This is a genomic window from uncultured Salinicola sp. (genome assembly GCF_937921195.1).
In the GTDB taxonomy this organism is placed as follows: domain Bacteria; phylum Pseudomonadota; class Gammaproteobacteria; order Pseudomonadales; family Halomonadaceae; genus Salinicola.
Map to the genome: position 1 here is coordinate 1 of NZ_CALFQK010000104.1, position 13,228 is coordinate 13,228.

The 13,228-nt window shown below is 65.2% G+C and carries 14 protein-coding genes; 11 read left to right on the top strand and 3 right to left on the bottom strand.

The genetic code is table 11. The features are described from left to right. The 11 genes from Q0602_RS10520 to Q0602_RS10570 all read left to right on the top strand — a co-directional run. Nucleotides 1-799: MFS transporter (locus Q0602_RS10520; RefSeq protein ID WP_367276961.1), on the top strand; the 799-nt coding region annotated here is incomplete at its 5' end. 175 nt (nt 800-974) lie between these two features. Next, nucleotides 975-1,850 carry a LysR substrate-binding domain-containing protein gene (locus Q0602_RS10525; protein WP_298842662.1) on the top strand — a complete coding sequence of 292 codons (876 nt, stop codon included), beginning with the start codon at nt 975-977 and terminating at the stop codon, nt 1,848-1,850. Between the two features lie 183 nt (nt 1,851-2,033). Further along, nucleotides 2,034-3,068 (top strand): ABC transporter substrate-binding protein, encoded by a 1,035-nt coding sequence (locus Q0602_RS10530; protein WP_298842665.1) that lies wholly within the window; start codon nt 2,034-2,036, stop codon nt 3,066-3,068. Nucleotides 3,069-3,158: 90 nt separating this feature from the next. After that, nucleotides 3,159-4,247, top strand: coding sequence for an ABC transporter ATP-binding protein (locus Q0602_RS10535; protein WP_298842669.1), 1,089 nt, complete (start codon nt 3,159-3,161; stop codon nt 4,245-4,247). Next, nucleotides 4,244-5,161 (top strand): ABC transporter permease, encoded by a 918-nt coding sequence (locus Q0602_RS10540; RefSeq protein ID WP_298842673.1) that lies wholly within the window; start codon nt 4,244-4,246, stop codon nt 5,159-5,161. Before Q0602_RS10535 ends, Q0602_RS10540 begins: the two co-directional genes overlap by 4 nt. Before the next feature lie 2 nt (nt 5,162-5,163). Next, the gene (locus Q0602_RS10545; RefSeq protein ID WP_298842678.1) at nt 5,164-5,970 is read left to right on the top strand and encodes an ABC transporter permease; all 807 of its coding nucleotides are present in this window, start codon (nt 5,164-5,166) and stop codon (nt 5,968-5,970) included. A gap of 95 nt (nt 5,971-6,065) precedes the next feature. After that, nucleotides 6,066-7,184, top strand: coding sequence for an FAD-binding oxidoreductase (locus Q0602_RS10550; RefSeq protein ID WP_298842681.1), 1,119 nt, complete (start codon nt 6,066-6,068; stop codon nt 7,182-7,184). Continuing rightward, nucleotides 7,159-7,458 (top strand): (2Fe-2S)-binding protein, encoded by a 300-nt coding sequence (locus Q0602_RS10555; protein WP_298842684.1) that lies wholly within the window; start codon nt 7,159-7,161, stop codon nt 7,456-7,458. The genes Q0602_RS10550 and Q0602_RS10555 overlap by 26 nt, the downstream gene beginning before the upstream one ends. Beyond that, nucleotides 7,455-8,885: an NAD(P)/FAD-dependent oxidoreductase gene (locus Q0602_RS10560; RefSeq protein WP_298842687.1), complete on the top strand. Its 1,431-nt coding sequence runs from the start codon at nt 7,455-7,457 to the stop codon at nt 8,883-8,885. The genes Q0602_RS10555 and Q0602_RS10560 overlap by 4 nt, the downstream gene beginning before the upstream one ends. Then, on the top strand, nt 8,882-10,033 hold the full coding sequence (locus Q0602_RS10565; RefSeq protein WP_298842690.1) for an FAD-binding oxidoreductase: 1,152 nt from the start codon (nt 8,882-8,884) through the stop codon (nt 10,031-10,033). Before Q0602_RS10560 ends, Q0602_RS10565 begins: the two co-directional genes overlap by 4 nt. Nucleotides 10,034-10,081: 48 nt before the next feature. Continuing rightward, nucleotides 10,082-10,432, top strand: a complete 351-nt coding sequence (locus Q0602_RS10570; protein WP_298842693.1) for a RidA family protein — start codon at nt 10,082-10,084, stop codon at nt 10,430-10,432. Here the strand turns inward: Q0602_RS10570 and Q0602_RS10575 are convergent. The 3 genes from Q0602_RS10575 to Q0602_RS10585 form a co-directional block, all read right to left on the bottom strand. Further along, a complete protein-coding gene (locus Q0602_RS10575) occupies nt 10,400-11,191 on the bottom strand; it encodes a gamma-glutamyl-gamma-aminobutyrate hydrolase family protein (protein ID WP_298842696.1) in 792 nt (263 codons plus the stop codon). The two genes, Q0602_RS10570 and Q0602_RS10575, sit on opposite strands and share 33 nt — an antisense overlap. Beyond that, complete coding sequence (locus Q0602_RS10580) at nt 11,191-12,195, bottom strand: amidoligase family protein (protein WP_298842699.1); 1,005 nt, start codon at nt 12,193-12,195, stop codon at nt 11,191-11,193. Before Q0602_RS10580 ends, Q0602_RS10575 begins: the two co-directional genes overlap by 1 nt. A 126-nt stretch (nt 12,196-12,321) precedes the next feature. Next, nucleotides 12,322-13,164 (bottom strand): EamA family transporter, encoded by an 843-nt coding sequence (locus Q0602_RS10585; RefSeq protein ID WP_298842702.1) that lies wholly within the window; start codon nt 13,162-13,164, stop codon nt 12,322-12,324. Between the last annotated feature and the right edge of the window lie 64 nt (nt 13,165-13,228).

Consider the following 13,228-nt stretch of genomic DNA (forward strand, 5'->3'; position numbering starts at 1 on the left):
GGGCATTCTGATCGGTTCGTTGGTGTCGGCGGCGATGAAATCGCACTACTCGGCTGGCGAACTGGCCGAAGGGGCGTGGCGAATTCCGTTCGTGATCGGCGGGGGATTCGGATTGATCGCGGTCTACCTGCGTCGCTGGCTGCGCGAGACCCCGGTCTTCGCCGAGCTGCGCGAACGCCGGGCGCTGGCCGCCGAGCTGCCGGTCAAGGCGGTGCTTCGCGATCACCTGGGCGGTGTGCTGCTGGCCATGGCCGTCAGCTGGATTCTGACCGCGGCCATCGTCGTGGTGATGTTGATGACGCCGCCGCTGCTGGCGGCGCAGTACGCCGGGCTGGACGCCTCGCTGGCCAACGTGGTGGCGATCCTGTGCCTGATCGTGGGCTGCGTGGTCGCCGGCTGGTGCGCCGACCGTTTCGGCAGCGGCGCGACCCTGATCGGCTGGAGCGTGCTGCTGGGGACGAGCTACTGGCTGATGATGAGCGTCGTCGGCCAGCGTCCCGACCAGTTGATGCCGCTCTACGCCCTGGCCGGTTTCTCAGTGGGGATTACCGGTGCCATCCCGGCGGTGGCGGTCAAGGCGTTCCCGGCGGCGGTCCGGTTCAGCGGATTGTCGTTCTCCTACAACGTCGCCTACGCGATATTCGGTGGCTTCACGCCGATCATCGTTACCACGCTGATGCGCTGGTACCCGATGTCGCCGGCGATCTACGTCGCCGCGCTATCGGTCATGGGTGTCCTCATCGGCCTGTTTCTGCTGCGCACGCCTGCCGGGCGCCGGCTGGCGGTCATGCCGTCGTAGTCGTAGGGTCCTGGCGCTTCGATGACACCCCGTCGCGCTCCGTGCGCTCCGTGCGCTCGGGGTGTCTTGCGTTAGGCTGGGTCTGGCGCGGAAGCGGCGGCGCGGCTGGGCGCCGGCCTTGGAAGCGCTTACATTGTTGGGCCGGGATTTCGCTGATCGGACGACGCCTGACATCATGATCAATCTCAGACAGATAGAAGCCTTTCGCGCGGTGATGATCCACAAGACGGTGACCCGCGCCGCTCAGACGCTCTACGTCTCCCAGCCGGCGGTCAGTCGGCTGGTTGCCGATCTCGAGTACTACATCGGTTTCGAGCTATTTCTTCGCCACAAGGGGCGCCTGGTACCCACACCGGAAGCGCTGGCCTTCTACGAGGAGGTGGAACGCTCGTTCGTTGGGTTGGAGCGCATCACCGAAACCGCCCGCGACATTCGCGAATTCCGTTCCGGACGGCTGTTCATCTGCGCCATGCCGGCGCTCTCCATCTCGTTGCTGCCGGACATCGTCCACCGTTTCTCCCAGCGCTATCCGGCGGTGTCGATCTCATTGCAGGCCCACAGCTCCAAGCGAGTCGTCGAATGGGTCTCGACCCAGCAGTGCGATGTCGGTTTCATCGGACTGAGCTTCGAGGACCCGGGGGTCGAGGAACGGACCATGATCGAGGCGCCGCTCAAGCTGGTGATGTTGCCGAATCATCCGCTGGCAGCGAGGCAATGGGTTCGGGCCAGCGATCTCGCCGGGGAGCCTTTCATCTCCGTGGGGCAGTTCCTGGACGTTCGGCCCGACATCGATCGCGTCTTCGCCGAGGCGGGTATCAAGCGCGACCTGCGCCTGGAGACGCAGCTCTCATCGGTGGCCTGCGAAATGGTACTGGCGGGGGCGGGTATTTCCCTGATCGAACCGGCCACGGCTTACAGCTACGTGAGCCGTGGGCTGGCGGTCCGGGATTTCGAGCCGTCCATCCTGTTTCGATACAGCGCATTACTACCCGCTTTTCGCCCGCCTTCCCGGCTGGCCACCGAGTTCATCAAGGCGGTAGAAGGGCCCTAGTGCGCCAGTTGGAGGGGGCAAAGCCTTGAATCGCCAACAGCCATAACATTAATGAATAGCCGGCATTTAAAACGGCATTGGGCCTGATGGAAAAACGACGATAGCTTGCAGGACAGCCGCTTCAACTAGCGAGCTGATCCGTTCACGACTCATAACGACGCATAAAAACAACGGAGTTAGAGTATGAAACGCAAGCTAATGGTCTGTGCCGTCATGGCACTCTCCACCGCTGCCACCGTGCAGGCGCAGGACAAGCCGACGCTCTATCTGGGGGCTTATGGCGGGTCCTTCGAAGGTATCTTCCGCGATTCCATCATTCCCGCGTTCGAGAAGGCTCACAACGTCGACATCGTCTACGTTCCGGGCAATTCCACCGACACCCTGGCCAAGTTGCAGGCCCAGCGCAACGATCAGCAGATGGACGTCGCCATCATGGACGACGGCCCCACCTATCAGGCGATCAACTACGGGCTGTGTCAGTCCCAGGATCAGGATTCCAGCCTCGACGCACTCTACGATTTCGCGCGTTTCCCCGACGACAAGGCGGCGGGCATCGGCATCATTGCCGGCGGTCTGGCCTATAACAAGGCGATCTTCGACGAGGAGGGCTGGGCGGCGCCCGACTCCTGGGACGACCTTCGCGACGAGCGCTTCGCCGGCGCCATCAACGTCCCCTCCATCAGTAACAGTTATGGGCTTTATGCGCTGGTGATGATGGCACGCATGAATGGAGGCGGCGAGAGCGATATCGAGCCGGGTTTCAAGGTCTTCGAGCGTGACATCTCGCCCAACGTGCTCTCTTTCACGCCGTCCCCCGGCAAGACGTCCGAACTCTACCAGAACCACGAGATCGTAATGTCGGTCTGGGGAAGCGGTCGCGTGCAGTCGCTGGCCGATACCGGTTTCCCCATCGAGTTCGTCTACCCCAAGGAGGGGGCAGTCGCCCTGGTCCAGGGCGCCTGTCTGGTCGAAGGGTCTAGCCATGCCGACCTGGCCCAGGCATTCATCGACTACCTACTGACGCCTGACGTGCAGATCTTGTTGGCGCGCGAGCGCGGTAACGGTCCCACCAACAAGCAGGTCGAACTGCCCGAGGCGCTGGCAGCCAAGGTTCCCTACGGCGACCGCGTCGCCAATCTCGTGACGCTCGACTGGGATACGGTCAACGAGAACCGTCAGGCCTGGACCAATCTCTGGAATCGACGCATCGAGCGCTGATTCGGTGCCGTCTCAAGATCATTGTCAACGGTAAACCCATCAGCGGGTGGCGCTGCCGCCATGGACGGCGCCGCCCGGGAGTGACTGAGCATGAGCTTCCTGACTCTCGATTCCTTGACCAAGCGCTATGGCGATACGACCGCGGTAGACACGCTCGATCTCTCCATCGAGCGCGGCGAGTTCGTCTCGCTACTGGGCCCGTCGGGCTGCGGCAAGACCACGACACTCCAGATGATCGCCGGTTTCGCGCTGCCAAGCGCGGGACGCATCGTCATGGATGGCAGGGACATGACAGATCTGGCGCCCAATGCCCGCGGTTTCGGCATCGTGTTCCAAAGTTATGCGCTGTTTCCGCACATGACCGTCACCGAAAACGTCGGTTTCGGTCTTGAGATGCGCAAGATCACGGCGCCAGAGCGACGTCGACGCATCCGTCAGGCATTGGGGCTGGTTCGCCTGGATCATCTCGATGATCGCTACCCGCGAGAACTCTCCGGCGGCCAGCGCCAGCGCGTGGCACTGGCGCGAGCGCTGGTGATCGAGCCGCCACTGCTGCTGCTTGACGAGCCGCTCTCCAACCTCGATGCCAAGCTGCGCGAGGAAATGCAACTGGAGCTGCGCAACATCCAGCGCAACGTCGGAACGACCACGCTGATGGTGACGCACGATCAGGGTGAGGCACTGTCGATGAGCGATCGGGTGGTGGTGATGGATCAGGGCAGGGCGATGCAGATCGCTGAGCCATTCCGTGCCTACGAAGAGCCCGCCGACATCTTCGTTTCGACGTTCGTCGGCAAGACCAATCTGCTCGAAGGCCAGGTGGCCGCTGGCACCAACGGGCAGCCCTGCGTGGACCTTGGGGGGCAGCGCCTGGACCTGTTCGGTGCGGGCATGGTGGGGGACGGACCCGTGCGGGTGTCGATCCGGCCCGAGAGGCTAGAAATGACGGCCTGTCGTCAGGGGCTGGTCGACGGCAGGGTCCAGACGCGCCAGTTCGCCGGCGACCACTGGCTCTATCAGATCGACACGCCGGTCGGTCTACTGCTGGCGACCTGCCCCAACTGTGGTCCGGCCAGCTTCGATGTCGGCGACGAGGTCGGCGTGCGCTGGACACCGGACTCGATGCGCCTGTTGAAGGACCGGCCGAAAACGACGCTGTCGCTTGGAGGCATGTCATGACCGAAACGGTAATGGAGACAATGCGGCCGAGGTCGCCGAACCGCGCCAGGCACCTGGAGCGTTGGTTGCCGCTGTGGCTCACCGGGCCCGCCGCCGTGTTCTTCCTGGTGCTGCTGGGCATGCCGCTGCTGATGACGCTGGCGCTATCGTTCTACACCTTCGATTATACCGCCGGGATCGATAAGACACTGACCTTCGCCAACTACGCTGAAGTGCTTTTCGACGGCTATTTCCACGAGATTTTCCTGCGAACCTACGCCATCAGCCTCGTCACCACGGTGCTCTGTGTGCTGCTGGGCGCGCCCGAGGCCTACATCCTCTATCGCATGCGTAGCCCCTGGCGATCGATCTTCCTGCTGGTGACGCTAGGGCCGCTGTTGATTTCGGTGGTCGTGCGAACCCTGGGCTGGGTGCTGCTGATCGGCGGCAATGGCCTGCTCAGTCAGCTGTTGCAGGGGCTGGGGTTGGCCGGTTCGCGCGGCGTGAGTCTCATGTACACCCATACCGGGGTGGTGATCGCCATGGTTCACGTGCTGGTGCCGTTCATGGTGATTTCGGTCTGGGCGTCGTTGCGCAAGGTCGATCTGAGTACCGGAGATGCCGCACTTTCGCTCGGCGCCAAGCCGTTCACCGTGATGCGCCGGGTGATCTTTCCGCAGGTCCTGCCGGGCGTGCTGTCGGGCAGTCTGATCGTGTTCGCGCTGACAGCGAGCTATTTCGCCACGCCCTCGATCATCGGCGGCCGGCGCCTCAAGGTCGTCGCCACCAGCGTCTACGACGAGTACCTCAGCACCATGAACTGGCCGCTGGGTGCATCGATCTCGATCGTGCTGCTGCTGCTCAACGTGATCATCGTCATGAGTTACAGCAGATGGGTAGAGAGGCGTTTTCGCCGCACCCTGGGGGAGGGCTGAGCATGAGTGTCGACAGCCGTCGCAACGGGCGCCTGGCGCTCGCTTTTCATACCCTGTTCGTGATCTTCCTGCTGGCGCCACTGGTGGTGATAATCCTGGTGGCCTTCACGCCCAAGGGCTACCTTTCGTATCCTACCGCCGGCTTCTCGCTGCGCTGGTTTCGCGAGATTCTGGAACGGCCCGACTTCATCGACGCCTTCTACCATAGCCTCAACCTGGGCATAGTCTCGGCAACGCTGGCGACACTGTTGTCGATCCCGGCGGCGTTGGCGCTGGCGCGTTTCCGTTTCGCGGGGCGCGAGTTTCTCAATGGCCTGTTCCTCTCCCCGTTGATGATCCCGCACATCGTGCTCGGGGTGGCATTCCTGCGCTTCTTTTCCGAGATCGGTATCGGCGGCACCTTCGCCTCGCTGGTATTAGCCCACGTCATCATCGTCATGCCCTACACGCTCCGCCTGGTGCTGGCGGCGGTGATGGGGCTCGATCGCGAGACGGAGCGCGCCGCCGTTTCGCTGGGGGCGAACCCGTTCACCAGCTTTCGTCGGATCACCTTGCCGCAGATGCTGCCCGGCGTCGCAGGTGGCTGGATGCTGGCCTTCATCACCAGCTTCGACGAACTCACCATGACCGTGTTCGTCGCCTCGCCGAGCAACACCACACTGCCGGTCAAGATGTACAACTACATCGAGCAGACCATCGATCCGCTGCTGGCCTCGGTATCGACCGTGATCATCGTGCTGACCGTGGCGTTCATGCTGGTGCTGGATCGCTTCTATGGCCTGGATCGGGTGCTGAGCGGCAAGGGTTAGAGCAGGGGTTCGGCGTTCGCGCGTCGAGCCGGGGCGACCGCCGTTCATGGCGGTGCAATCGAATCGGTGACAGCCGTCAGGGCTTGGGATGGGTTATGGCGAATTACGATTTTGCGGTGGTCGGTGGCGGTCTGGTCGGTAGCGCCATCGCCTACGGATTGTGCGGCGAGGGACATCGGGTCGTCGTGATGGACGAGGGCGACGTCGCCTATCGCGCGTCGCGGGGCAACTTCGGCCTGGTGTGGATCCAGAGCAAGGGGTTGGGCATGCCCAACTATTCGGACTGGAGCCAGAGTTCGTCACGACTGTGGCTCGAACTGGCGCCTGAGCTCAAGGAGTTGACCGGCATCGATGTCCAGCACCAGCGCAGCGGTGGCGTGCATATCTGCCACACCGAACGGGAGTGGCTGCAGCGCCGCGAGACGATGGATCGGCTATCGCGCGAGACCGAAGGGCGGTTTCATTTCGAGATGCTCGATCACCGGGCGCTGGCGTCGCTGGTGCCCGCGATCGGGGGTGATGTCTTCGGCGCCTCGTGGACGCCAATGGATGGCCACGCCAACCCACTCTACCTGTTGCGTGCGCTGCATGCCGGAATTCACCAGCGGGACGGTGAATATCGCCGTGGGGGCCCGGTGCGTCGTATCGCGCGGGACGGTGGGGCGTTCCGGCTCGAACGGGATGGCGAGAGTGTCCACTGCCAACGGGTGGTGCTGGCCGCCGGTCTGGGCAACAGAGGGCTGGCGGAGCAGGTTGGACTCGAGGCACCGCTGCTGCCCAACCGCGGCGAGGTGATGATCACCGAGCGCGTCGCACCGCTGCTGGACATCCCCACGACCTACCTGCGCCAGACTGGCGAGGGTTCACTGCAGATCGGCGACTCCCACGAGGATGTCGGCATGAACGACGGCACCCGCACCGAAGTCCTGGCGGATATCGCGCAGCGGGCGTTACGGGCCTTTCCTCGCCTGCGCGATGTGCGCATCGTCCGGAGCTGGGGAGCGTTGCGGGTGATGACGCCGGACGGCTGTCCGATCTACCAGGCCTCCGTCACTCATCCGGGAGCCTACCTGGCTTGCTGCCACAGCGGCGTGACGCTGGCGGCGGCACATGCCAAACGTCTCGCCCCCTGGATCGGCGGCGGCGAATACCCCGAGGAGATCGTCCCACTCACCGCGGAGAGATTCCATGTTCGCGTATCTGAAACGGCCTGAAGAGGGCCGTACCGTCACCATCGAGTATGAGGGTCGAAAGCTGATCGCCAGGGCCGGAGACACGGTTGCGGCGGCACTCCTCGCGTCCGGTATCGATCGCTTCCGGTCCACGCCGGTCAGCCAGTCGCCGCGAGGCCCGTGGTGCATGATGGGCGCCTGTTTCGATTGCCTGCTGGAGATCGATGGTGTGCCCAACCGCCAGGGATGTCAGGTTACGGTGGTCGAGGGCATGACGGTGAGAAGCCAGCAAGGCGCACGGAGGGTCTCGCCATGAAGACGATTCCACTGGCGATTATCGGTGCCGGCCCGGCTGGGATTGCGGCGGCGCTAACCGCAGCACGCCATGGGCTGAAGCCGGTCGTTTTCGATGAGCAGCCCGCACCCGGCGGACAGATCTACCGGGCACTGGAATCGACGCCGCTGCGCGATCCCGAACTGCTGGGCCAGGATTACTGGCACGGACGATCGTTGATCGAGGCACTGCGACGCGAGTCGGTCGACTATCGCCCCGGCCATATGGTGTGGCAGTTGACCCGGGATGGTGAGATCGGCGTGCTCGCAGGTGACACCGCAGCGTTGATCCGGGCCGAGCGCATCGTTCTCGCCACCGGTGCCCAGGAACGGCCATTTCCCGTCCCCGGCTGGACGCTGCCCGGCGTCATGGGCGCCGGCGCCGCTCAGGTACTGCTCAAGACCTCCGGTGTCGTCGCCCAGGCTCCCATGGTCCTGGCCGGTAGCGGGCCTCTGCTCTATCTGGTGGCGGTGCAGTACCTGCGTGCCGGGGCGAAAGTTGCCGCCATTCTCGAGACGACATCGAAGGAGAACCGGCGACTGGCCCTGGCGCATATCGGCGGGGCCATCAGAGGCTGGCGCTACCTGAAGAAAGGGGCGGAGCTACTGCGCGAACTGAAGCGCGCCGGGGTCCGTCACGAGCGTCACGTCGTCGCGTTGCGCGCCGAGGGTGATGAGACGCTGACCGGCGTGGGTTGGCGGACGGCCGACCGACCCGACGACTGGCAGCACTGCGAGGCGACCACGCTGCTGCTCCATCACGGCGTGGTGCCCAACGTCCAGATGACCAGAGCGCTTGGCGGCGCGCACGACTGGTCCGAACAGCAGCTCTGCTGGCGGCCGCGGCGGGATGCGTTCGGCCGCAGCGACATCGAGAACTTCTTCATCGCTGGTGACGGTGGCGGGATCGGAGGAGCACGCGCGGCCCAACTTCAGGGCGAGCTAGCGGCGTTGGCGGCGCTCGAATCGCTGGGCCATATCGATGGCCCCACGCTGGCACGCGAGGCTGCGCCAGCACGCAGGAAACTCGACGCAGAGCTCGTCGTTCGTCCCTTCCTGGATGCCCTCTATCGGCCAGGCGACAGCTGGCGACGGCCGGACGACGACGTCGTGGTCTGCCGTTGCGAGGAGATCTCCGCCGGCGAGATCCGCCGCGTCGCCAAGCTCGGCTGTGCGGGCCCCAATCAGATGAAGTCTTTCACCCGCTGCGGCATGGGGCCCTGTCAGGGACGCTTGTGTGGTCTGACGGTGAGCGAGATCCTCGCTGCGGAAAACGACCAGAGTCTGGAGCAGACCGGCTACTACCGCCTGCGTCCGCCTTTCAAGCCCATCACTTTGGGGCAACTGGCCAGCGCGGCGGGGGGTGCCCCGGAAGCGCCGGCGCGGAACGAGACCGAGACCGCTTCGTGAAGCCCACGGCGCTAGTCATCGGGGGCGGTCTACATGGCGCGAGCGCGGCGACGCAACTGGCGCGTAGCGGCTTCCGGGTGACCGTGGTCGAGAAGAACTACGCCGGTCGGCACGCCTCCGGCGTCAATGCCGGGGGCGTGAGGCGGCTGGGCCGGCATCCCGCCGAAATCCCGCTGGCGGTCGCTGCCCTCGCGCGCTGGCAGCGACTCGAAACGCTGATCGGCGACGATGGCGGATTCCATCCCTGCGGCCAGATCAAGGTGGCCGAGAACGACGAGGACATGGCCAGGTTGGTGTCGCGTGCGGCCGAGGTCCGCGAGCTCGGCTTCGATCATGAAATCATCCTCTCCCGGGAAGAGCTGCGCCGACGCGTGCCGGCAGTGGCACCGCACTGCGTGGGCGCGCTGGCCTGCGATGGCGATGGTGCGGCCAATCCCTACCGCACGCTGACCGCTTGGCGTCGACAGTCACAGCGCGAAGGTGCGATATGGCGGGAAGGCGTGCAGGTGACCCGCGTGGACCGGGTCCCCGGTGGCGGCTGGCGACTCTCCACCGATCATCCCGATCTGCCCGGCCTGGATGCCGATTGGCTGATCAACTGCGCCGGCGGCTGGGCGGGTGGGTTGTGTGGGGCACTCGACGAGTGCGTGGCGATGCAGCCCCAGGCGTTGATGCTGACGATCACCGAGCGCGTGACGCCGTTTCTCGGCCCGGTGATCGGCAGCGCATCGCGCGCGCTGTCATTCAAGCAGATGGACAACGGCAGCGTGATGATCGGCGGCGGCATCGCGGGATGCATCGATACCGGCGGCGAGCATGCAGACGTGCGCCTGGCGGGCCTGGCCCAGAACGTGCAGACCGCGCTTGGGCTGTTCCCGTTCATGCGCGACGTTCGCGTGGTGCGCACCTGGGCGGGTATCGAGGGGGTGACCGGGGATGGCATTCCCGTGCTGGGCCTGAGCTGGCGACATCCGAGGCTGATCCACTCCTTCGGCTACTCGGCCCACGGCTTCCAGTTGTCGGCCATTACCGGCGAAATCGTCCGGGACCTCGCGCTGGAGCGGGAACCCGCGTTGCCGATCGCGCCGTTCGACATACGACGTTTCGATTCGTCCTCCGCGGCTGCGCGGGCGAGTCATACACACTGACGGCATCGGCCGTCGACTTTTCGACAGCGATCGACAGGAGCGTTCTTCATGAGCGATATCAAGCGTCATATTCCGACACCCATCATGCACCGTGTGGTCGAGGCCAACGGTTTTCTGTTCCTGGGAGGAATCGTGGCCGAGGACCGGTCTCAGGACATGGCAGGGCAGACTCGCCAGATTCTGGACAAGATCGATGCCTACCTCGCCGAGGCGGGTTCCGACAAGCACAAGATCGTCGCGGCGACGCTCTATGCGACCGACCTAGGGCAGAAGGATGCCATGAACGATGTCTGGAAGGTCTGGCTGGATCCGGCGCCATTGCCGGCGCGGGCAACCCTGGGCGTGAGCGATCTGGCTCCGGGTGCGCTACTGGAGGTGGTCGTCACTGCGGTCAAGTGATCGGCCGTCATCCCCGGGGCTTTGCATCGGGGTGGCAGCCCCCGTTCGGGCCGCATCCACCAGCGCCCGGATCAACCGTTGTTGCGAGCGGCTGAAGAGCAGGAACTCCGGATGCCACTGCACGCCAATGAGAAAGGGGTGGCGGTCGCTCTCGATCGCCTGCACCAGGTCGTCGCGGTCATGGGCGACCACCTTCAGCCCGTCCCCCGGCCGATCCACCGCTTGGTGGTGAAGGCTGTTCACGTGGCAGTAGCGGCGGTTGAGAATGTCGGCCAGCTGGCTGAATGGCTCGATCTCGATGCGCTTGCGCGGCAGCACCATGCGCCGGTTCCTAATGTGGCGATAGGTCGTCTGGATGTCCTCGATCAGGCTGCCACCGCAGTGGATGTTGATGATCTGGGCGCCGCGACAGATGCCCAGGATCGGTATCCGCTCCGGTAGATAGCGGGCCAGCAGTTCGAGTTCGAGCTCGTCGCGGGCGGGGTCGATGCGAACGTCGAGTTGCATCTCGCCGCCGTAGCGCTGGGCACCGATATCGTCGCCCCCGCCGATGATCAGGCCGTCCACCGGCCGTCGCAGCGGACGCGCGGGCGAGATCCGCAGCGGCCTGCCTCCGGCGCGCCAGACCGAGATCCAGTCGCACCACCAGGCCAGGAAGCTCTTGTGATCCGAGGTGGTGATACCGATCAGCGGCCGGCTCGTCCTGCGTGTCGATCCGGATCGCCGTTTACGTTCGGATTGGGCTTGCGTCGAATCCATCAGTGGCGCATCCAGTGGCGCAGGGAGTCGAGCCAGCGGCTCAGGGTCGGCTGGGTGAGGTGCGCGCGGTAGGCGGCGCTGCGTTCCGCCAGGCGGTCCGGATCGGCGGCCAGGCGTTCGACTTCGGCCCAGCGATTCCATTCGACGCTCACGCCCCACTCCGGGTCCGAGAGCGCGGCGTTGGGGAGGCGGTAATGATAGGTCGGCCGGGGCTTGACCAGCGTCTCCCGGAGCAGCGCGTTGGGGTGGTCCGGCATCAGCCAGGCGAACAGCGGCAGCAGATCCAGCTCACGGTTGCGGGTCGGGTTGGCAACCAGGTAGTCGTCGATCAGCGCCTGCAGCGTGGGAGCGTAGTCCGGCGCCAGTATCCGGCGGGTGTAGTCGCTGTGGAACGGGCGTGTATGGGGCAGCATGTCCCGCGTCACGTCGACGACGATCTCGTCGCGCAGCCAGTCGGCGAGTATCAGATAGGCTCGCAGGTAGGCCACCACGCTCTCGACGTCGGGAGAGGGGATTTCCGGGTTGAGGTGGAGACCGAAGCCGTACAGCAGGCTGGCATCGGTACCCTCCGCCCCGTGCCGGCGCAGCGCCGCGAACAGCTCGTCCAGGCGCTCCAGTTCATGCCAGGGAATCGGCGGGCAGACGATCTCCGTCGGCACCAGGCCCGCCACCATGTCGCCCAGCCACTCCCGGGTGCGGCTGTGCAGGCTGGCACGCAGATGCTCGCCGATGCCCGGCGGCTGGCCGTCGATGGCGCGGGCACGGTCGAGCAAGCGCTCGTCCGGATGGACGTACTTGCTGTCCAGTTCGACATGGAAGACGCCCCATGGCGTCCCGGTCACCTGAAGGCGATGCGCGCTATGCTGCTGGACGCGACCGCCGAACGTCATCTCGACCAGGCGTGCCGCCTGAATGGGGCCGATGCCGGCGAACTCGATCTCGACACCGACCCGGCGCGGCTGGTCGTCGGCGTTGGTGGTGTACGTTGGCGCGGTGAGAGACACGATGGGCTCCTTGCCGATTGCTGTCGCCTGGATGAGCGTCGAATGGGCGCCGGAAGACACGGCAACGGCGTTGGCAGAGCGGTGATTCGCTCCGCTAAGCCTAGCAGTCCTGGCAGGGGATGACAGTCAGCCCCAGTGGGTCAGGATGACGCCGCCGAGAATCAGTCCGCCGGCGAGCAGCCGCTCGCGGCGCAACGGCTCCTTCAACCAGATCACGCCGATGGCGATGGCGAACAGCACGCTGGTCTCGCGCAAGGCCGCGACCAGCGCGATCGGCGCCTGGGTCATGGCCCAGATGGTGATGCCGTAGGCGCCGAGGGAGAGCGCGCCGCCGATCAGACCGACCCGCCAGTGGCGGGTCAACTCGGGCAGCGTCCGAGCGCCGCGCATGGCCACCAGCGCCAGCAGCATGCCGAAGCCGTCGAGCAGGAACAGCCAGATCACGTAGCCGATCGCATCGCCGTTGGCGCGTGCGCCGCTGCCGTCGGCCAGGGTGTAGCCGGCGATGAAGGCGGAGGTCGTCAGGGCATTGACCAGCGAGGCGCGTTCCAGGCGCGGCCCCTTGCCGCCCCGGAAGGCCATGCACAGGATGCCGAGGACCAGCACCGCGATCCCCGCATAGCCGATCCACGAGGGGTGCTCGCTGAGTGCGAAGACGCCGATCAGCGTCACCAGCAGCGGTGCGCAACCCCGGGCGATGGGGTAGATCTGGCCGAGGTCGCCGACCCGGTAGGCCCGGGCCAGGAACACGTTGTAGCCGATATGCAGAACCGCCGATACCGCCAGCCACGGCCAGGCTTCCGCCCGCGGCAGCGGCACGAAGGCGACCCCGGCGAGGGCGATCACAGCGCAGGCGGCCTGAATCAGCGAGATGCTCAGCAACCGGTCCAGGCCCACCTTGACCAGCGCATTCCAGCTGGCGTGCATCAGGGCACCGGCCAGCACGGCGAGGAAGACGGGCGTCGTCAACGCAAATCCTTTTCACTGCGGGTATTCGAGGGCAATGACGCTACGGCTGTCATTCAATTGTCAT